This window comes from Kribbella sp. NPDC026596 (assembly GCF_040638415.1).
In the GTDB taxonomy this organism is placed as follows: Bacteria; Actinomycetota; Actinomycetes; order Propionibacteriales; family Kribbellaceae; genus Kribbella.
In genome coordinates this window covers 34,139-53,255 of the sequence record NZ_JBEZYF010000063.1, presented here as the reverse complement: position 1 = coordinate 53,255, position 19,117 = coordinate 34,139, and the positions used below count along the sequence as shown (strand labels likewise).

General features: G+C 67.8%; 17 protein-coding genes. 8 read left to right on the top strand and 9 right to left on the bottom strand.

All coding sequences use genetic code 11. The features are described from left to right. Positions 1 to 377: 377 nt before the first annotated feature. Positions 378 to 1,097, bottom strand: a complete 720-nt coding sequence (locus AB0E63_RS36250; protein WP_360376247.1) for a TetR/AcrR family transcriptional regulator — start codon at positions 1,095 to 1,097, stop codon at positions 378 to 380. 115 nt (positions 1,098 to 1,212) lie between these two features. Between AB0E63_RS36250 and AB0E63_RS36245 the strand changes: the two genes are divergently transcribed. Then, positions 1,213 to 3,405, top strand: a complete 2,193-nt coding sequence (locus AB0E63_RS36245; protein ID WP_360376245.1) for an MMPL family transporter — start codon at positions 1,213 to 1,215, stop codon at positions 3,403 to 3,405. On the opposite strand, the gene pdxH is transcribed toward AB0E63_RS36245, so the two are convergent. The 3 genes from pdxH to AB0E63_RS36230 form a co-directional block, all read right to left on the bottom strand. Continuing rightward, a complete protein-coding gene (gene pdxH / locus AB0E63_RS36240) occupies positions 3,354 to 3,995 on the bottom strand; it encodes a pyridoxamine 5'-phosphate oxidase (protein WP_360376243.1) in 642 nt (213 codons plus the stop codon). The two genes, AB0E63_RS36245 and pdxH, sit on opposite strands and share 52 nt — an antisense overlap. Positions 3,996 to 4,008: 13 nt before the next feature. Next, positions 4,009 to 5,928: a hypothetical protein gene (locus AB0E63_RS36235; RefSeq protein ID WP_360376241.1), complete on the bottom strand. Its 1,920-nt coding sequence runs from the start codon at positions 5,926 to 5,928 to the stop codon at positions 4,009 to 4,011. 61 nt (positions 5,929 to 5,989) lie between these two features. Further along, entirely contained in the window at positions 5,990 to 6,553 is a 564-nt protein-coding gene (locus AB0E63_RS36230) for a hypothetical protein (protein ID WP_360376239.1), read from the bottom strand. A gap of 154 nt (positions 6,554 to 6,707) precedes the next feature. Between AB0E63_RS36230 and AB0E63_RS36225 the strand changes: the two genes are divergently transcribed. After that, on the top strand, positions 6,708 to 7,820 hold the full coding sequence (locus tag AB0E63_RS36225; RefSeq protein ID WP_360376237.1) for a citrate synthase 2: 1,113 nt from the start codon (positions 6,708 to 6,710) through the stop codon (positions 7,818 to 7,820). On the opposite strand, the gene AB0E63_RS36220 is transcribed toward AB0E63_RS36225, so the two are convergent. After that, entirely contained in the window at positions 7,817 to 8,569 is a 753-nt protein-coding gene (locus tag AB0E63_RS36220) for an AraC family transcriptional regulator (protein ID WP_360376235.1), read from the bottom strand. The two genes, AB0E63_RS36225 and AB0E63_RS36220, sit on opposite strands and share 4 nt — an antisense overlap. 104 nt (positions 8,570 to 8,673) lie before the next feature. On the opposite strand from AB0E63_RS36220, the gene AB0E63_RS36215 reads away from it, so the two are divergent. Continuing rightward, entirely contained in the window at positions 8,674 to 9,534 is an 861-nt protein-coding gene (locus AB0E63_RS36215; RefSeq protein ID WP_360376232.1) for a phytanoyl-CoA dioxygenase family protein, read from the top strand. A 155-nt stretch (positions 9,535 to 9,689) separates the two neighbouring features. Next, on the top strand, positions 9,690 to 10,817 hold the full coding sequence (gene serC, locus AB0E63_RS36210; protein ID WP_360376250.1) for a phosphoserine transaminase: 1,128 nt from the start codon (positions 9,690 to 9,692) through the stop codon (positions 10,815 to 10,817). Positions 10,818 to 10,910: 93 nt separating this feature from the next. Here the strand turns inward: serC and AB0E63_RS36205 are convergent, their stop codons facing one another. The 3 genes from AB0E63_RS36205 to AB0E63_RS36195 form a co-directional block, all read right to left on the bottom strand. After that, positions 10,911 to 12,134: a hypothetical protein gene (locus tag AB0E63_RS36205; RefSeq protein WP_360376229.1), complete on the bottom strand. Its 1,224-nt coding sequence runs from the start codon at positions 12,132 to 12,134 to the stop codon at positions 10,911 to 10,913. Then, entirely contained in the window at positions 12,131 to 13,477 is a 1,347-nt protein-coding gene (locus AB0E63_RS36200; RefSeq protein WP_360376227.1) for an SAM-dependent methyltransferase, read from the bottom strand. Before AB0E63_RS36200 ends, AB0E63_RS36205 begins: the two co-directional genes overlap by 4 nt. Positions 13,478 to 13,549: 72 nt before the next feature. Continuing rightward, positions 13,550 to 13,915, bottom strand: a complete 366-nt coding sequence (locus AB0E63_RS36195) for a hypothetical protein (RefSeq protein ID WP_360376225.1) — start codon at positions 13,913 to 13,915, stop codon at positions 13,550 to 13,552. A gap of 177 nt (positions 13,916 to 14,092) precedes the next feature. On the opposite strand from AB0E63_RS36195, the gene AB0E63_RS36190 reads away from it, so the two are divergent. Beyond that, positions 14,093 to 14,701, top strand: a complete 609-nt coding sequence (locus AB0E63_RS36190) for a helix-turn-helix domain-containing protein (RefSeq protein ID WP_360376222.1) — start codon at positions 14,093 to 14,095, stop codon at positions 14,699 to 14,701. A gap of 29 nt (positions 14,702 to 14,730) precedes the next feature. Continuing rightward, positions 14,731 to 16,011, top strand: a complete 1,281-nt coding sequence (locus AB0E63_RS36185) for an MFS transporter (protein WP_360376219.1) — start codon at positions 14,731 to 14,733, stop codon at positions 16,009 to 16,011. On the opposite strand, the gene AB0E63_RS36180 is transcribed toward AB0E63_RS36185, so the two are convergent. Next, complete coding sequence (locus tag AB0E63_RS36180) at positions 15,941 to 17,047, bottom strand: hypothetical protein (protein WP_360376217.1); 1,107 nt, start codon at positions 17,045 to 17,047, stop codon at positions 15,941 to 15,943. The two genes, AB0E63_RS36185 and AB0E63_RS36180, sit on opposite strands and share 71 nt — an antisense overlap. A 231-nt stretch (positions 17,048 to 17,278) precedes the next feature. Here AB0E63_RS36180 and AB0E63_RS36175 point away from each other — a divergent pair, with 231 nt between their 5' ends. Both AB0E63_RS36175 and AB0E63_RS36170 read left to right on the top strand, forming a co-directional pair. Then, positions 17,279 to 18,250: a sugar ABC transporter permease gene (locus AB0E63_RS36175; RefSeq protein ID WP_360376214.1), complete on the top strand. Its 972-nt coding sequence runs from the start codon at positions 17,279 to 17,281 to the stop codon at positions 18,248 to 18,250. Beyond that, the gene (locus AB0E63_RS36170) at positions 18,250 to 19,110 is read left to right on the top strand and encodes a carbohydrate ABC transporter permease (protein ID WP_360376212.1); all 861 of its coding nucleotides are present in this window, start codon (positions 18,250 to 18,252) and stop codon (positions 19,108 to 19,110) included. Before AB0E63_RS36175 ends, AB0E63_RS36170 begins: the two co-directional genes overlap by 1 nt. Positions 19,111 to 19,117 lie beyond the last annotated feature (7 nt).

The following is a 19,117-nucleotide window of genomic DNA, read 5'->3' as shown; positions in this document are numbered from 1 at the left end:
GAACTCTTGGTAGGTCCGCGGGTAATCCACCCCGCCGACCGGGCGTTGACTCGCCGACACCCTCAAACCCTACTGCACTCAAGCAGAGATGCAGGTCATGGGTTCGATTGTCGTTCATCCCTGGGCGAAAACTGGTTGAACCCCGGGCGCGCGGACAGTAAGTTCGCAGTACACGCGAAGGGAGGTGGTCCAACGCATGAATTGCTATCGGACTCGTGAGGTGGCGGCGGGCTAACCGCCAACCACTGAATAAGTGGGACAAGTGGTCGGCCAATTCAACGCCAGCCACCGGGCCCGCGGGCAGTCAGGTCAGTCCGCCTGACCCAGAGTTCGGCCACCCGGTCGCGTTCTGGAAGTGCCCGCGGGCTTTTTCACGTCTACTCGGGCGGCGGGCAGTCGAGACCGAGAGCCTGGCCGATCTCGAAGAGCTGCGCCTCGAAGTAGGCGGAGGCGTCCGGAAGCACCCAGTGCAGCTGACCGAAGATCTCCATGCAGATCAGGCCGTAGAGCCTCGTCCAGTAGGTCAGCGACAGATAGATGGCACCGGCCGGCATCCCGCCGAAGTGCTCTGACTCGCAGCTCAGCTGAGCGATCAGCTCGGCCCCCAGCGCCTCGTCGGGCGGGTACGGGAACGGCTTCCAGTGCCAGATCTGCGCCACCAGGTCCTTGAACACCGATCCGAAGCGCATCGCGGCCTGATGCGGCGGAGTCTCCTCGTGGTCCTCCGCGTCCGGGCTCGCAACCGCAGTACCGAACAGGAGCGCGAACTCGGCCGGATGCGCCAGTCCCCAGTCCCGCAAGCCGTTGGCCAGCAGGTAGAGGCGCGCCCCCAGATCGACATCCTCGTCAGAACTCTGCAGTGCCATCAGCGCCGCGGTCAGTTCGTCGTACAGGTCGGCGATCAGGGCGCCGATGAGGGCCTCGTGGCTCGGGAAGTACCGGTAGAGCGCGGGCGGGGTGAGGCCGAGTTCGCGAGCGACCGCGCGCAGGCCGACCGCGGCCGTGCCGCCGCCGACCAGTAGCCGGCGGGCAGCCGCCTTGATCTCGGCCAGCGTCGCCGCTCGCCGCCGGTCCCGCCCGGTCCCACCGAGGTCCACTCGAAAACTCTCCTTGACATCGCCGTAGGGCAGGTGTTTAGAGTTAACACCGTTAACAGTTAACAGTGTTAGCTGAAGCAGCTGCCGCTCAAATCTACCGCCCTGGGGAGAGTTCGTGTTCGAGACGCTCGGCCACTTCACGTACCGGCGCCGCCGTCTGGTGCTCGCCCTGACCGGAGTCTTCGTCGCCCTCGGGCTGGCCTGGGGCACCGGCGTGTTCGGCTCGCTGGCCAACGGCGGCTTCGACGCGCCGAACACCGAGGCCGCCCGCGCGGTCGCGACGATCGAGCAGAACGTCGGCCGGACCGGCACCGACGTGATCGTGCTCTACCGGAGTTCTTCGCAGACCGTCGCAGACCCTGCCTTCCGGCAGTTCGTCGAGCAGCACCTGTCCACGTTGCCGTCCGCCGAGGTGACCGGCGCGAAGACCTACTGGAACACCAAGTCGCCGGTGTTCGTGTCCAAGGACCAGCACAGCACGTACGCCGTACTGACGCTGGCCGGCGCGGATCAGGAGGAACGGCTGGCGACGTTCCATCGGATCGCCGACAAGGTCCGGACCGCCCCGCCCGGACTGGACGCCAAGGTCGGTGGCGAGATCGCGGTGTTCGACGAGGTGAACACGCAGACCGAACACGACATCGTCCGGGCCGAGACGATCTCGACGCCGATCGTGCTGGTGCTGCTGGTGGTCGTCTTCGGTGGTCTGGTCGCGGCGTCGCTGCCGCTCTTCGTCGGCGCGCTCGCGATCCTGGGCGCGTTCGTGTTGCTGCGCGGGCTGTCCGCGGTCACCGATGTGTCGATCTTCTCGATCAACATCGTCACGATGATCGGGCTCGGGCTGGCGATCGACTACGCATTGTTTATCGTCACCCGGTTCCGCGAGGAGCTTGCCAAGGGCAATGATGTGGAGACGGCGCTGACCGCGACGATGGCGACGGCCGGGCGGACGGTCGCGTTCTCCGGCGTCACGGTCGGGGTCGCGATCAGCAGCCTGGCACTGTTCCCGGTGATGTTCCTGCGCTCGATGGCGTACGGCGGTGTGGCCGCAGTGGTCGTGGCGATGACGGCGGCGTTGACCGCACTGCCGGCACTCCTCGCGGTGCTCGGCCATCGGGTCAACAGTCTGCGGGTCTTCAAGTCCCGTAAGGCTGCCGCCGAGCACGGGGCCTGGTATCGGCTCGCGCACAGTGTGATGCGGCGGCCGGTGCGGTATGTGCTGGTGCTGATCCCGGTGCTGCTGATCCTCGGGATTCCCTTCCTGCAGGCGCAGTTGGGTGGGGTCGACCATCGGGCGTTGCCGTCCGGCGCGACCTCGCGGACCGTGACCGAGACCCTGCAGCGCGACTTCGCCGGCGCCGGCGGGTCGGACATCTTCGTGGCGGTGCGGTTCTCCTCGCCGCCGGCCGATCCGGCTGCCGCGCTGTCGCCGTACCTGGGGTCTCTGCGGAAGATTGCCGATGTCGACGACGCTCAGCTCGGGGGCTACGAGAACGGCGTCGCGTCGGTGGTCGTGCACACGCATTACACCGCGCAGGAGTTGCCCGCGCGGGACGTCGTACACGGTGTGCGGGCGGTCGCGGCGCCGGGTGGGACCCAGGTCGAGGTCGGTGGTGAGACGGCGGCGGTGATCGACCTCCTTGACGTGTTGAAGGAGCGGGCGCCGTACATGGCCGGGTTCATCGTGCTGGTCACGTTCGTCCTGCTGTTCCTTGCCTTCGGCTCCTTCGTGCTGCCGGCCAAGGCGCTGGTGATGAACGTGCTGTCGCTGTCGGCGGCGTTCGGGGCGATGGTGTGGATCTTCCAGGACGGGCATCTGTCCGGGCTGCTCGACTTCACCCCGGCCGGGTTCCTCGACGCGACCAACCCGGTGCTGCTGTTCGCCGTCCTGTTCGGGCTGTCGATGGACTACGAGGTGTTCCTGCTCAGCCGGATCCGGGAGGAGTACGACCGGACCGGCGACAACACGCAGGCGGTCGCGCTCGGGCTGCAGCGGACCGGCGGGATCATCACCAGTGCGGCGTTGCTGCTGATCATCGTGGTGGCCGCGTTCTCGACCTCGGGCATCGTGTTCGTGAAGATGATCGGCGTCGGGCTGGTGATCGCGATCGCGCTGGACGCGACGATCGTGCGCGCGTTGCTGGTGCCGGCGACGATGCGGCTGCTCGGCCGGGCGAACTGGTGGGCGCCGAAGCCGCTCCTGCGGTGGTGGGCGCGGTACGGCTTCCGCGAGGAACCGCAGGGCTCTCAGGGCTCTCAGGGCTGGAGCCTGAGCAACTCCCAGCCGGACGAGTTGGTGCGGCGGTAGGCCAGGCGGTCGTGGAGGCGGCCGGTGCGGCCTTGCCAGAACTCGAACGCCTCCGGCTCGACCAGGTAGCCGCCCCAGAAGTACGGCGTCGAGATCTCGGTGCCCTCCGGCCACTGGCGCTCGTACGACGCGTACTGCAGGTCGAGCTCCTCGCGGGACTCGATCGGCTGGCTCTGCTGCGAGGCCCACGCGCCGAGCTGTGAACCGCGTGGGCGGCCGGCGAAGTACTCGTCGACCTCGTCGGTGGGGAGCTTGGTCACGGTGCCTTCGACGCGGACCTGACGCTCCATCGCGTGCCACGGGAACACCAGCGCGCAGTGCGGGTTCGCCGCGAGGTCCTCGGCCTTGCGGGACTGCTGGTTGGTGTAGAAGACGAGACCGCGCTGATCCAACCGCTTCAGCAGCACAGTCCGCGCCGACGGCCGGCCGTTGTTGTCGGCGGTCGCGAGCACCATGGCGTTCGGCTCCGGCAACCCCGCCTCCGTCGCCTGCGTCAACCAGGCCTGGAACTGCACGATCGGATCGGAGTCCACCTGACTCTCGAGCAACTCCCCCAGCCCGTACACACGCCGCATCTCCGCAAGATCCACGCTCCGAGCCTACTTACTTGCCGAGGCTCCGCCACCCACGCCCAACCGCAGTCCCCCGGAACCACCGCCAGAGGCCGGTGTGGGCAAGGGCGCGGATCGCAGGGTTTCGCGCGAGTCGTCGGGCTGGTGGTTTCGGTTGAACCGGCGCAACTGTCTGCAGCCGAACGGGTGCAGGGGTGGTCCCCGGCAAGTGACTGTTGATCTCGGCGAGGTGGTGGTCGAAGGTGGCGCGCCAGAGAGCTTGGCGGAGGGTGGCTTCGCCGGCGGCTGAGCTCGCACCGGCGACGGACGCCACCCACAGCGTGTTGAGTGCTCGGGGATCGAAGCCCTCGACGTCGCCGAAGAGGTTCTCGATCAGCTCGCGGTCGGGCGCGTCGGCCAGGCGCCGGATCTGGGTAGGCGTTCCGCGCGGTGCGACCTGGGCAGGCTGGAAGAACGGGATGTCGGCCCACTCCGGGACAAGGCGACGTACGAGAGCGCGGTGCAGGGCGTTGTCGACCCGCTCGGACGGATCGAGCGCGAACGCGGCCCGCACGAACGCCGGGATCAGCAACGGCGACACCACCCCACTCCGCTCCCCCGTCGTACCCCACCGCCGCAGCCGCTCGACCACGTAGAAGTAGTCGATCATCGTCGCGTTCTCGATCCCCCCATGCACCGCGTCTCGCAGAACACGCTCGATCTGCTCAGCCACCGCAGCACGCGCGGGTTCACTCGGCCCCGCGGTCGGCGTCAGCCGAACCTGCAGGCGGTTGCTGAAGGCATGCACCTTGCGATCCAGCGGCAGCGCATCGAGTTGCAGTACGTCGGCCGGATAGAAGTGGCCGTGGGCAACCTCTCCACCAGCCCCGCCGATCGCCAGATGATCAACCGACGTAAGGCTCTTCGGCGGCGTATGGAACAGATAGCTCGCCGGCCGAAGCCCTTCCGCATACCGATGCCACCGCTGCGCCCGATCCACCAGCTCCAGTGGCTGCGGCTTGGCCTGCTGCGGTCGTACCGGCTTCCCCGGAGTCTTACGACTAACGACGTGTTCGACAGCGACCGGCAGCGTACCGACGAGTGACTCCGCCACCTCCAGCTCACCAGGCACTGCCTCGTAGCTGTTGAGTTTGAGATCCACACCGGCGGCCAGGAACGCCGCCGCCACCACTCTGGAGTCCCGGCCGCCACTCAGGTCGACCGTCGGCCGGCCAGGCCACAGCCGTCCCACCGACCTCGCCACGTCCTGCAGTGCTTCGGCCGTCTCCTCCACCGTGTCCGGACTGTCCGTCGACCACACACTGGCTGTCTCGATCCGGCTGACCGTCCGTTGCCGACGGCTGCCATCGGCAAGGATGTGTGTCGCTCCCGGCACAGCCAGCACCCCGTCGTACGGCGTGCTGTCGTCCATGAACCAGCCGCAGGCCGCCGCGAAGTTCCAGCCGCGCGCAGCCGCCGTCGCGGGCTCACCGGCGAAGAGCAGCGCTGCGACCGGGCGGTTGCTCCACACCCAGCCGTCGGACAGTCGCAACTGGAACAGACGGCCGACACCGACGGAGTCCGTGAACAGCTCCAGCCGTTCGTCCGCCGCGTCCAGCACGGCCATGGTGAACGGTGGCGCCAGTTCGAGGAAGCTCGCCGGAGTACGCCGTACCGCTCGCGCCAGCTGACCGGGAGCGTCGTACGGCGCGACATCGCCGACGACACGCTGATAGCCGAGTGGCGTGTGCAGGCTGGCCACGCGGAGATCACCGGCGTCGTGCCAGGACGGCCAGAAGCAGTGGACGTCGGGCCTGTCCCAGACGTGCAGTCCGATCGTGCTGCCGTCGTACCCCTGGTGCTTGGCCTGGTGATCCCAGAGGTCGCCGTAGTACGCCTCGACGCGGGCCCGGCCCGCGGCAGCCCGCACCACACCGTCATGGGAGAAGGCGTAGGCGATCAGCGTCTCCATGCAGAGCCTGATGCAGGCTCCGCGGCGAAAGTTATCGCGGGGGCTGCTGGCCCGGGTACTGCTATTGCTGCGGCTGGCCCGGGTGCGGCGGTTGTTGCTGCTGGCCCGGGTACCCACCCCACTGCCGCGGCTGCTGTCCCGGGAACATCGGGGGGTAGCCGCCCGTGTCCTGGAGCTGTCCCGGACCCTGGAGTCTCGCAACCCTGGCGTCGGAGATCCAGCGCCCGATGCCGGCGATCAGCAGGACGACCCCGAGCAGCAGCACCGAGCCGTCCATCAGCAGGTACGGCGGAATCTTGGAGCCGGGGACCTGGAACAGCGTGAGCAGGTCGGACACCTGACGGATCGGCGCAACCTGAACGGCCAGCCCGGCGAGCGCCATCAGCGTGCCGGCTCCGACCATGACACCGGCACCGATCGTGCGGCCCGCCATCAGCAGACCGAGCACGGCGGCGATGAGGAGCAACACCGCAAGCCACAGCACACCGTGCTTGTCGATGCTGTCGAACCTGACCTGGCGGACGATCTGCACCTTGGCACCGGCGTACGAGGCGCCGACGACGCCGGCGTAACCGGCGATGATCCCGAGCACGAGCCCGAGGGCGGGGTTGGGCTTGGCTGCCATATCGTCGAGCGTACTGGCGGGACGGGTCCACCACGCGACGTGCCGAGCTGGTCACACCTCTGTCCGGAGGTTACCGGCGAGAACTATGCTGCCTGGGCGCCCGGTGCGCGGTTATTGGTGGGCCGCGGACCGACCACGAGGACGAGGGAGTCGCATGTCAGATCCGAGGACCGAGGTGCAGCACGGGCTGGAGGGCGTGGTCGCCTTCGACACGCAGATCGCCGAGCCGGACAAGGAAGGTTCGGCGCTGCGCTACCGCGGCGTGGACATCGAGGACCTGGTCGGCCGGGTGCCGTTCGAGAATGTCTGGGGTCTGCTGGTCGACGGCGCGTTCACCCCGGGCCTCCCGCCGGCCGAGCCGTTCCCGCTGCCGGTCCACACCGGTGACGTGCGCGTCGACGTACAGTCCGCGCTGGCGATGCTCGCACCCGCCTGGGGTCTGCGGCCGCTCTACGACATCGACGACGTACAGGCTCGGGAAGACCTGTCCCGGGCCGCGGTGATGGCTCTGTCATACGTCGCTCAGGCGGCTCGTGGCATCGGGCAACCGATGGTGCCGCAACGCGAGGTGGACAAGGCGAAGACGATCACCGAGCGGTTCATGATCCGGTGGCGTGGTGAACCGGATCCCAAGCACGTACAGGCGGTGGACGCGTATTGGACGTCCGCGGCCGAGCACGGGATGAACGCATCCACCTTCACAGCACGGGTGATCGCGTCGACCGGTGCCGATGTCGCCGCGGCCCTGTCCGGTGCGGTCGGAGCGATGTCCGGCCCGTTGCACGGTGGGGCCCCGGCGCGCGTGCTGACGATGATCGAGGGCGTGGAGCGCGGTGGTGACGCCCGCTCGTACGTGAAGGGTCTACTCGACGCGGGCGAGCGTTTGATGGGCTTCGGGCACCGCGTCTATCGCGCGGAGGACCCACGCGCTCGAGTGCTTCGTCGTACGGCGCGTGAGCTGGCGGCACCGCGCTATGAGGTCGCGGAGGCATTGGAGCAGGCTGCGCTGGCGGAGCTGCGGGAGCGGCGGCCGGACCGGGTGCTGGAGACCAACGTGGAGTTCTGGGCGGCGATCGTCCTGGACTTCGCGGAGGTGCCGCCGCCGATGTTCACGTCGATGTTCACCTGTGCACGCACCGCCGGGTGGAGTGCGCACGTACTCGAGCAGAAGCGCACCGGCCGGCTGATCCGCCCGTCCGCGATCTACTCCGGTCCGAGCACCCGCCCGGCCGACTCCATCGTGGGCTGGAACCCGGACTGGGCCTAACGGTCCTGGCTTGGTGAGCGGCCGGTGCGTTCCTTGTACTGGCGGCTGAAGTACGGGACGTCTGTGTAGCCGAGGGCGGCAGCGGTCTGGGTGACCGTCATGCCGGTCTCGGTCAGCAGCTCGTGCGCGCGGTCGATCCGCGACTGGATGAGGTACTGCGCCGGCGACATCTCGAACTGCGCGACGAACCGGCGGGTGAATTGAGCCCGGGACAACGCCGCCCGGCGGGCCATCTCGGCCACGGTCCAGTCCCGGCCGGGGTCCTGCCGCAACTGCCGGGCGATCTCGTCGACCGCGGTGTCGGTCGCTCGCCGGCCCGGGTTGTGTGCGGCGTCCCAGATCAGGCCGATCAAGTGTTCGAGGCACAGCTCGACCTGCCGTCGGCCCAGCGCATCGTCCCGGCGGTACGACGCGTCGCTCGTACGCGCGAGCACCCCGAGGAGCTCGCGGTCCATCACCTCACCCCAACGTGGCTCGGTCGCAGCGCGTGGGCTGCTGTCGAAATGCATCCCGAAGACCAGCAGTCGCCGATGCGGATCGTGCGTCGCTTTCGGCGCGTCCCCTGGCTGGAACACGGCGCAGACCCCGCGGTGCAGCTCCTGCCGCTCGCCATCCAGTTCCAGCGACCCGCGGCCGTCGAGCACACACCACAACAGGTGGTCGGACAGTACGCGCGACGTCCACGACCAGCTCGGCTCACACCGCCAGAACGTCGGCGGCGAGCGGATCTCGAGCGTCAGGCGATGCACCAAAAGTTCAACTCCTCGCGTGAATCCTCCGTGGCCGGAGTCCGGATCCGGGCAGGAGAATTGGTGTTCACAGGCAGACTAAGCCAGAGTCGCGGGAGTCGTGCATGAGCGTTTCATACAACATCGAGGAACAGTCCGCGGTGTACCGGGACGAGTTCGAGCGCACCGGGTACACCTTGGTGCGCGGGCTGTTCGGCATCGACGAGGTCGACCAACTGCGGGACCACTACATGGAGCTGCGGCACCGCGGAGCCGATCCCCACGACTTCGCCGGCCACAGTGCGACCGCCCGGGATCCCCTCAAGCGGTACCCGCGGATGGCGCAGATGCACCGGTGGGACGAGGATTCCTTGCGCTGGATGATCGACCCGCGCATCGACGAGGTGATGACGGCGCTGCTCGGCAGGTCGCCGTACGCGGTGCAGACGATGATCTACTTCAAGCCGCCGGGCTCCCGCGGCCAGGCGCTGCACCAGGACAACTTCTATCTGAAGGCCGAGCCGGGCACCTGCGTGGCCGCGTGGATGGCGCTCGACCGGGTCGATCGCGCGAACGGCTGCCTCGAGGTCGTGCCCGGCAGTCACCGCTGGCCGATCCTGTGCACCGAGAAGGCGGACACCACGGTCAGCTTCACCGACATCACCGTCCCGCTTCCTGACCCGGAGGGCGCCGTACCGGTGGAGATGGAGCCGGGCGACGTGTTGTTCTTCCACGGTGCACTGGTGCACGGGAGCAACCCGAACGTCACCACGGACCGCTTCCGGCGCGCGCTGATCGGCCACTACATCGAGGGCGACGCGGAGAAGGTGGCGCAGTACTACCACCCCGCGCTGCGGATGGACGGCTCCGAGCTGGAGCTCGACGTCGCCGAAGGTGGCGGCGCGTGTGGCGAGTGGACCGACACTCCGGACGGTCCCGTCGCGCTCATGACCGGCGTCCACAAGCTCACCCGCAAGCACGAGTGACTCCCCCGTCCACGGGTACGTCGCCGTACCCGTGGACGACCCCGGTGGAGCGGTGGTTGGTGAGACCCGCGCGGGGGCCTGTGGTGGGGTGTGGGAGGATGGGGTGCGCTGACAGCGTCGTCGGCTTTCTGAACGCAGACGACGAAGGGAAAACGCTGGTGACCAGCGAGATTCTGATTCCTGCAGAGCTCAAGCCCGCGGACGGCCGCTTCGGTGCCGGTCCGTCGAAGGTACGCCCGGAGGCCGTCGCCGCGCTGGCGACCGAGGGCGCCAAGCTGCTCGGTACGTCGCACCGGCAGGCGCCGGTGAAGAACCTGGTGGCCCGGGTCCAGCAGGGTGTTTCCGACTTGTTCCAGCTGCCGGACGGCTACCAGGTGGTGCTCGGGAACGGCGGGTCGACCGCGTTCTGGGACATCGCGACGTTCGGGCTGATCCGGGAGAAGAGCCAGCACCTGAGCTTCGGTGAGTTCTCCTCGAAGTTCGCCAAGGCCGCGCAGCTCGCGCCGCACCTGGCCGACCCGACCATCGTCAAGTCCGACCCCGGTACGCGACCGGTCGCGGTCGCCGAAGCCGGCGTCGACCTGTACGCCTGGCCGCACAACGAGACCTCCACTGGCGTGATGGCCCCGGTCAAGCGGGTCGAGGGCGCCGACGAGGGTGCGCTGGTCGCGATCGACGCCACCTCGGGCGCGGGCGGCCTGCCCGTCGACATCAACGAGGTCGACGTCTACTACTTCGCGCCGCAGAAGTGCTTCGCCTCGGACGGCGGTCTGTGGATCGCCGTGATGAGCCCGGCCGCGCTGGCGCGGGTCGAGGAGATCACCGCGACCGGCCGGTGGATCCCGGCGTTCCTGGACCTGGCGACCGCCGTGGACAACTCCAGCAAGCACCAGACGTACAACACGCCGTCGCTGGCGACGCTGTTCCTGATGGCGGAGCAGACCGACTGGATCAACAGCCAGGGCGGCCTGGACTGGAGCGTCGGCCGGACGACCGACTCGAGCACCCGGCTCTACACCTGGGCCGAGAAGTCCGAGTACGCCACGCCGTACGTCGAGGACCCGGACGCTCGCTCACTCGTCATCGGCACCGTCGACCTGGACGACGCGATCGACGCCGCCGCGGTCGCGAAGACGCTGCGCGCCAACGGCATCGTCGACACCGAGCCCTACCGCAAGCTCGGCCGCAACCAGCTCCGCGTCGCCATGTTCCCCGCCGTCAACCCCGACGACGTCGAAAAGCTCACCCAGGCGATCGACTACGTCGTCGAACGCCTGAAGTAACCACGCACTCCCAACAGCCGCCGTGCCCTCCCCGGGGTCGGCGGCTGTTGTCTGTCTGCCGCCTGCTTTGGGCGAGGGGTGCCGCTGGTGGGACTAGGCGTGGTGGCGGCGGCGGGGGGTGGTTTGGGATTGGCCGGTGAGGCGGGCGTTTTCGGCCATGCGGTCCTGGCGTTCGCGGCGGCCCGGGGGGAAGGTGAAGATGGTGATGATGAGGGCGAAGAGGGCGGCGCCGATCAGGATCCAGCGCAGGTTGTGACTCTTGCTGGAGCCGGTGCCATTCGCATCGGCGCCGGCGGCGGGTTTGGGGGCCGCGGTGGCGCCGGCGGGCGGTGGTGAGGCGGCTTGTTTGGCGGGGACCTGGACCTGGTAGACCGCCGAGTTGGGACCCTCGTTGCCGGCCAGGACCGTGTTGTCCGTCTGACCGACGGCGATCGACTCCCCTTGGCCGAACGGAACAGCGCCGCGGGCGATCACGGTCGGGGTGTCACCCCACGCGACGGTGGCGATGTCGACGTACGTCCGGAACACCGCACGCTGCCCGTCCGGGAGGAACGTGCCGTCGGTGATGGCGCCGGACGGCGCCGGGGCGAGCTTGGTCAGCTCGTTCGTACCCTCGCGCGAGGGTGCCGGCGGGGCCGCGTAGATCCCGCCGGTGCCCTTCGTCGTCTTCGTGACGATGTAGAGCTGGTTGGTACCGGGCTCGACCAGCAACGTCTCGGCGTCGTGCGCCCCGTCCGGATACGTGAAGTCGAACCGGTGGTACTTGACGTTGGCGGAATCCTCCAGCGTCGCCGGCTCCGGCATCGTGTAGATCTCGATCATGTCCCGGTTGGCCTTGTTGTCGCCGATGTCCGCGACGTAGATCGTGCCGTCGCGACCGACCCCGACCGCCTCGACGTCCTTCACCTGCGCGTTGAACCGCAGGACCGCCTTCACCTTGCCGCTGGTGTCGATGGCGAACACGCGGGCGGTGTCGCTCGAATCGTTCACGGTCCAGTAGATGCCCGGGTGTTTCTGGCTCTTCGCCAGCCCCGACGACTCCTTGATCCGCGCGTCCCGGATCGTGAACAGCTTCTTCGCCGCCGGCGTCGGATCCGCCGCGGGCAGCAAAGCAGCAGCCTGCGCGGAGTGAGCCGCCGGAGCGGAGTACGCGGCCGGAGCGGAGTGAGCAACCGGAGCGGTCGCGGTGGCCGAACCGGTGGCCGAGGCCGCGCTGGGCAGGGCGGCGCCGGCCAAGGCGATCAAGGCCGCGGCCGTAAGGGCCAGCGCAGTCCGGACCGGGGCGGTCAGGGCGGAGGTTGTCCGGAGGTGTCTCAAGGCGTCACCTCGGAGCCGGCCGCCTGATCGGTCGGCGGGAGCAGGAGCTGTGCCAGGCGTGGCTTGACCTGCCACTCGGTGATCAGCGTCTGATATTCGGACTGGAGTTCGGTGGTGGGTTTGGCGCCGGTACGCGCGGCCCGCAGCAGGAGGTTGCGCGGGGTGTGCTGACTGTCCACGAACTGCACGACCTCCACTCGGTATCCCACCTGTCTCAGGACCGCCGCCCGGAGAGAATCCGTCAGGACGTCGGCGAACCGCTCACGAACGATGCCATATCGCGTCATCAGCGCATAAGGCGCCGGTGGTGTGACGCTCTTGAGCTGCTTTTGGATGTCGTGATGACAGCACGGAGCTGCGAGGACGAGCGGAGCCTCCCAGCCGACCGCCCGCGCCAGGGCGTCGTCGGTGGCCGTGTCGCACGCGTGCAGCGCCAGTACGACGTCGGGGCGTACGTCGAGCTCCGCGGCCTGGATGGTCGCGTCGACGAAGCGCAGGTGCTCCTGCCAGCCGAGCGCCTCGACCACCCGGGTGTTCCGTTTCCGGGCGGCGGGGTTGTGGTCGATACCGGTCATCCGGACGTCGTGCCCGGCCGAGGCCAGCAGGTGATATGCGGCCAGGGTCAGGTAGGCGTTGCCGCAGCCGAGGTCGACCACCTGCAGCGGTCGACCGGTCGCGATCCGGCCAGCAGCGACCGCCTCGTCCAGAGCCGGCTCGAGCAGCTTGCAGAACTCCTCGATCTGCTTGTACTTAGCCTGCCTCGACGGCTTCACCCGGCCGTGGTGGTCGCTGATGCCCAGCTCGATCAGGAACGGCGCGGCTGGGTCGAGCACACGTTGTTTCACCCGGTCGTGGCTGGTCTCTTGCTCGCGGCTGTCCTCCTGCCGGTGCAGCAGCTCCTTGCCCTTCTTGGTGTAGCGCAGCCGCAGTGTCTCGGCGGTCGTCTCGACGTGCCACGTCCCGTACGGCAGGTCCAGAAGCTCGTCGACGGCCTTCTCGACTTCGGGTCCCGCGACGTTGCGGGTGTGGGCCTGGCGTTCGTCGAACTCGGTGATCTGCAGGTGACGGTGCCCCTTGAGGTCGACGTACCGCAGCTCGACCCGAAGGTAGTGCGGCGGCTCCAGCCCGCGACGACGACCGGACGCGAGCGCCCGAACGAGACCGGTCTGGTCCACCAGCGCCGCGCGAACCACCTCCCACGCGCCGGACTCCCCCGTGCCAGACTCCTTCGCGCCCGACTCCCTCGCGCCGGACTCTTCCTGCGACACCGAGGCGGGATCGCCGGACGTCGCCTGCCCATCCGGGACTGCGCCGCCGGGACCCAAGTGCGCCTCTGCCTGCATCGCGCCATTGTCGCCGACCGCTCCAACGGATCACAAAAGGGTCTCGCTGGCAGACAGTTGTGGATGCTGAACTCATAGCAGCTTCTGGTCTTCGGGGAGGAGGCCGAGGCCTCGGAGGCGGGTGGCGATGCCGCCTTCCTGGCGGCCGAGGGTGGCGACCAGGTCGTCCTTGGTGGCGCCCTTCTGGTACATCTCGGCCAGGGTCTGCTCGTCGTCGGCGGTCCACGGGCGGAACGCGTTCGGGTGGTTCTTGCGGGCGGCCTTGATCTTGCGGGTCATCGAGCGGGGGTCCAGCAGTTCCAGGGAGCGGATCCGGGCCTGGCGGTGCCGGCCGACCTCCTCGCCCTCGCGCCAGAACACCACCGCCCCGTCGTCGAACGTCATCAGGTCGGCGGGGACGTCGCAGTAGTCGGCGTCCTCGAGCATCACTCGCAACATGGGTTGGTCTCTCCGTTTCGTGGTGCGGACCGGCGCGGCCGGTCCCTGTCTCACCGGAGAAGATGCCGCGATTCCACCCCGCCACAGCGGCCGATTCGGAACCTGTGGACAGGCAATCGCAGAACTTGTTTGCAAAAACTCTTTGCAAAGAGTCTTTGCAGTCCTACGATCGATGGCATGAGCGAGAAGAACGAGCCCGAGGAAGTGACCCAGCAGGGCGTGGCCGGGAGCAGTGTCCGGCTGGACCGCCATCTGGTCCGGGCGCTGGCGCATCCGATGCGGAATCGGATGCTCGGGCTGCTGCGGATCTACGGGCCGCAGACGGCCACCACGCTGGCGGGACGGCTCGGGGTGAACACCGGCGCCACCAGTTATCACCTCCGGCAACTGGCCGAGGCGGGGCTGGTGGTCGAGGACGACAGCCGCGGGAACGCGCGGGACCGGTGGTGGAAGTCGGCGCACCAGGGGACCGAGTTCGACGCCGCCGAGCTGCTGGATCAGGAGCCCGAGCTGGCGCTGGGGTTCTTGCACGGCATCGGGCAGACGTACGCCGAGAACATGTTCGGCTTCATCGACGCGATGCAGACGCTGCCACCCGAGTGGCAGGAAGCCAGCATGCTGTCCGACTACATGTTCCATCTGCGGCCGGAGGAGCTGGCCGCGATGATGCGCGAGGTCATGGCGGTGTTCGAGAAGTACAAGACACCCGATCTGACCGCACCGCTGCCGGATGGCGCCGAGCAGGTCACGGTGCAGATCCAGGCCTACCCACGCGAGACCCGCTGAGTGCTGCGACCCCAAGAAAGGTGAGGAAAATGGGTGATGAGACGCGCTACCGGGCGCCGTTGGTCGCGTTCCTGGTGGCGAACGTCGTGTCCATCTGCGGGACCCGGGTCAGCGCCATCGCGATTCCATGGTTCGTCCTGACGACCACGGGATCGCCTGTAAAGACAGGGATCGTCGCACTCGCGGAGATGGGCCCACTGGTGCTGGTCAAGGCGATCGGCGGCCCGCTGATCGACCGCGTGGGTGCCCGGCGGATCAGCGTGCTTGCGGACATCGCGAGTACCGGAGTAGTTGCCCTGATCCCCTTGCTGCACACGCTGCACCTGCTGTCGTTTCCGATCTTGCTCACCCTGGTAGCCGTCGCAGGAGCACTCCGGGGACCAGGTGATGCAGCCAAGGGCACACTGATTCCCGACATCGCACGGGCAGCAAGGGTCCCGTTGGAGCGCGTGACCGGACTGGAGAGTACGACGGAGCGCCTGGCCAGCTTCTTCGCGTACGCCCTGGCCGGCGGTCTCATCACCCTCGTCGGAACGGTCAACGCCCTGTGGATCGACGCCGCATCCTTCGGCGTCTGCGCCGTACTCATCTACTGCTGGATCCCCCGGCACCACGAGAAGACCGTCAAGACCGAGGACGGGTACGGCGAAAGGCTCCTGGAGGGCTGGCGGTTTCTCCGCAAGGACAAGCTGATGATGCCGCTCGTCGTGATGATCGCCGTGACCAACCTCCTCGACGCGGCCGTCGGCGCCGTACTGCTTCCCGTCTGGATCAAGGACCACGGCTTCGGGCCTGGCCACACCAGCCTGATCCTCACGTCGTTCGGAGTGACCGCCACGCTGTTCGCACTGCTCGCGTCCGCCGTCGGCGAGCGCATCCCGCGCAAACTGGTCTTCACGGTCGCATTCCTGATCTGTGGTGCGCCACGCTTCGTCGTGATGGCGTTCGACGCTCCGATCTGGGCAGTGATGGCCATCTACGCGGTCGGTGGGATCGGAGCCGGCTTCATCAACCCCGTGCTCGGGGCACTGTTCATCGAGCGGATCCCCCGCCCGATGCTGGGCCGGGTCAGCTCATTGGCCGACGCAGTCTGCTGGACCGGCGTGCCACTCGGCGGGATCGTGGCGGGCGCTGCGATCGCCGGTATCGGCCTGGCGCCCGCACTGCTCGCGGCCGGCGCGGTCTACCTCGTCGCGACCATGTCACCGGTGCTGATCGGCCGCCACGAGAACTGGAAGGCTACACAGGATCCGACGGGTCCTCCGGAAACGGCGGCTCCGAAGGATCCGGTGGCAGTCGCATCGTCTTAGCCTTGCTGACCTCGGTCTGCTTGCGCCGCAGCCGGTCGCGCTCGGCCTTCAGCAGGCCGAGCAGCACCAGGTCGAGGAGCATCCCGAACACCGCGGCGAACTGCGTCCCGGCGAACTGGAACACCTGGGTCACCAGCAGCGACGTCAGCACCGCCAGCTCGAACAACCGGACCGCCCGGGCCCGGTTCCCCTTCCGCAGCTGCCATGCACCGCGCGCCGTGAAAGATGCCGACAGCAAGCTCCCGGCCACCACGCCGAGCACGGGGAAGTCGGTGAACTCCCCGTTGCCGGACCGGACCCAGACGGCGATGACGGGCGCACCGATCGCCTGGATCACCAGTACGACGACAGCAACCCGAGGTGCGAGTGGATGCGTGGCCAGCCGGTCGAATCCACGCTGGATCATCTGCCACGCCGCATCCACCGGAGCCGCCAGCTCCACCTCGTCGGGCGGGCACGCAGTCAGTAGTTCACGTGTCTCCCGGCGACCCGCCACCTCCGGACCCACCTGGCGCAGTTGCTCCGACGCTTGGGCCAGCCGGCGCCGGGACAGGCCGCCCGCCACACCCTCGACCGCGTGGTCGATCACGTTCGCGAGCTGCTCGCGCGGATCGATCGGCCGCCGCGTGGTGAGGAACCGGGTCGCGAGCACGATCAGCACGAAGACGACGTACACGATCGCCGCGGTCGGTTGGTAGAAGTAGTCGTTGTCCGAGGTGACGAACTTCCCGACCTCGTCGATGAACAGGCCGAAGCCGACGCCGCCGACCAGTGCGGCCGCGGGTCGTACGACGGGACCGACGTACCCGAGCAGCAGCGAGATCGAGATCAGCATCAGCAGGCCGCCCGGGAGCACGTGGGCGATGTGCAGGCCCTTCCCGCCGATCTGCGGGTAGCCGCTCAGGCTGAGGATCAGCCGGGTGACCAGGACCGTCGCCACGCCGGACACCACGAAGGTGGTCAGGTGCTCCGCCGACCGCACGTTGCGGACCAGACCGGCCCGCATCAGGTATGAGGACCGCGCACTGGAGCTCATGCGCCAGAACCTTAGCGGGGGCTGTGGATTCACGCTGATGAATACGAATCCACCGCGCTCTTGCGCATCCTCCGGAGCCGTCCTACTCTCTCGCGTAGTGGAACACCACTTCCACCAAGTGAGAACTCACACCACCGGCCGGAGCACTTCCAGACACCCGATCTGAAGGCTTCGGCCGATTTTCCAGCCCGTTTCTACATCGGTGAAGAAGGCCCCTGAGAGGAGGCCACCATGAGCATCAGAACCGAGATCTCTGCTCCGGCCGGCCGCGAACGGACAGCCGAAATCCCGGCCGGCGGTACCCCGGCAGCACGGCCGAAACCCCGCAGGCGAACCGATCGCGTCGCCTATCTCTTCCTGCTCCCGTGGTTCGTGGGATTGCTGCTGCTCACGGCCGGTCCCCTGCTCGGGTCCCTGTACCTGTCGTTCACCAAGTTCAACCTCCTGCAGCCACCCGCCTGGAACGGCTTCGGCAACTACGTGAAGATGTTCACCGACGACCCGCGCTACCTGCAGTCGTTGAAGGTCACCTTCATCTACGTCGCCCTTACGGTCCCCCTGCAGTTGGGATTCGCCCTGGCCGTCGCGGTCATGCTGAACCGCCCGTTGCGCGGGATGGCGTGGTACCGGTCGATCTACTACATCCCCTCGCTACTCGGCGGCAGCGTCGCGATCGCGGTGATCTGGGGCCAACTGTTCGACGACGACGGCGTCCTGAACGCCTTCCTCGCGTTCTTCGGCGTCGCCGGCCGCAGCTGGATCTCCAACCCTGACACGGCCCTCTACACGCTGGTGCTGCTGAACATCTGGCAGTTCGGCTCGCCGATGGTGATCTTCCTGGCCGGGCTCAAACAAATCCCGCAGGAGCTGTACGACGCGGCTTCGGTGGACGGCGCGAACGCCTGGCGGCGGTTCTGGTCGGTCACCGTGCCGCTGCTGACACCGATCATCTTCTTCAACGTGGTGCTGCAGATCATCCAGGCGTTCCAGGCCTTCACCCCGGCGTACGTCGTGAGCGGCGGCAGCGGTGGCCCGTCGGACTCCACGTTGTTCTACACGCTCTACCTGTACCAGCAGGGTTTCACGAACCTCAACATGGGCTACGCCTCCGCGATGGCCTGGGTGCTGCTGCTGATCATCGCCATCTTCACGCTGATCAACTTCGGGCTCGCCCGCCGCTGGGTCTACTACGAGGACCGCTGATGACGACTCTCCAGCAAGCTCCCGCGGACCGTCGACGCGGACGAAGGTGGCTGACCCACCTCGCCTTGATCGCCGGAACTCTGGTGATGGTCTATCCGCTGCTCTGGATGGTCGGCGGATCCTTCAAGGACGAGAAGGACATCTTCTCCCAGCTCAACCCGTTCCCCAGTTCGCTGGATCCGCGCAACTACATCGCGGGCTGGACCGCGACCGATCCCACCTTCACCCGGTTCTACTTCAACTCGCTGCTGATCGCGGTACTCGCGGTGGCCGGCAACGTGATCGCCTGCACGCTCACGGCGTACGCGTTCGCCCGGCTGGAGTTCCGCGGCAAGAAGGTGTTCTTCGGCATCATGCTCGGCTCCATCATGCTGCCGGCGCACGCGCTGCTGATCCCGCAGTACGTGCTGTTCTTCCACCTCGGCTGGGTGAACACCTATCTCCCGCTGGTGGCGCCGAAGTTCCTGGCCACCGACGCGTTCTTCATCTTCTTGATGGTCCAGTTCATCCGCACGATCCCGCGCACGCTGGACGAGGCCGCGATGATCGACGGCTGCGGCAAGGTCCGCATCTTCAGCCGGATCATCCTGCCGCTGACCGGGCCGGTGCTGATCACCACGATGATCTTCACCTTCATCTGGACGTACAACGACTTCTTCGCCCAGCTGATCTACCTGTCCTACCCCAGCAGCGAGACCGTACCGGTGGCTCTGCGCCGGTTCGTCGACGCGACCGGCGACTCGTCGTACGGGCAACTGCTGGCCATGTCGGTGCTGTCGCTGGTGCCGACCTTCATCGTCTTCCTCCTCGCCCAGCGCCGGATCGTCGAGGGCATCGCCACGACCGGCCTGAAGGGCTAGCCCGAAA

Bases quoted from the DNA above. Each gene is read 5' to 3' on its own strand.
- AB0E63_RS36235 (WP_360376241.1), bottom strand. From the start codon at position 5,928: ATGGAGACGCTGATCGCCTACGCCTTCTCCCATGACGGTGTGGTGCGG.
- AB0E63_RS36170 (WP_360376212.1), top strand. From the start codon at position 18,250: ATGACGACTCTCCAGCAAGCTCCCGCGGACCGTCGACGCGGACGAAGG.
- AB0E63_RS36215 (WP_360376232.1), top strand. From the start codon at position 8,674: ATGAGCGTTTCATACAACATCGAGGAACAGTCCGCGGTGTACCGGGAC.
- AB0E63_RS36185 (WP_360376219.1), top strand. From the start codon at position 14,731: ATGGGTGATGAGACGCGCTACCGGGCGCCGTTGGTCGCGTTCCTGGTG.
- AB0E63_RS36180 (WP_360376217.1), bottom strand. From the start codon at position 17,047: ATGAGCTCCAGTGCGCGGTCCTCATACCTGATGCGGGCCGGTCTGGTC.
- AB0E63_RS36230 (WP_360376239.1), bottom strand. From the start codon at position 6,553: ATGGCAGCCAAGCCCAACCCCGCCCTCGGGCTCGTGCTCGGGATCATC.
- AB0E63_RS36225 (WP_360376237.1), top strand. From the start codon at position 6,708: ATGTCAGATCCGAGGACCGAGGTGCAGCACGGGCTGGAGGGCGTGGTC.
- AB0E63_RS36195 (WP_360376225.1), bottom strand. From the start codon at position 13,915: ATGTTGCGAGTGATGCTCGAGGACGCCGACTACTGCGACGTCCCCGCC.
- AB0E63_RS36200 (WP_360376227.1), bottom strand. From the start codon at position 13,477: ATGCAGGCAGAGGCGCACTTGGGTCCCGGCGGCGCAGTCCCGGATGGG.
- AB0E63_RS36175 (WP_360376214.1), top strand. From the start codon at position 17,279: ATGAGCATCAGAACCGAGATCTCTGCTCCGGCCGGCCGCGAACGGACA.
- AB0E63_RS36190 (WP_360376222.1), top strand. From the start codon at position 14,093: ATGAGCGAGAAGAACGAGCCCGAGGAAGTGACCCAGCAGGGCGTGGCC.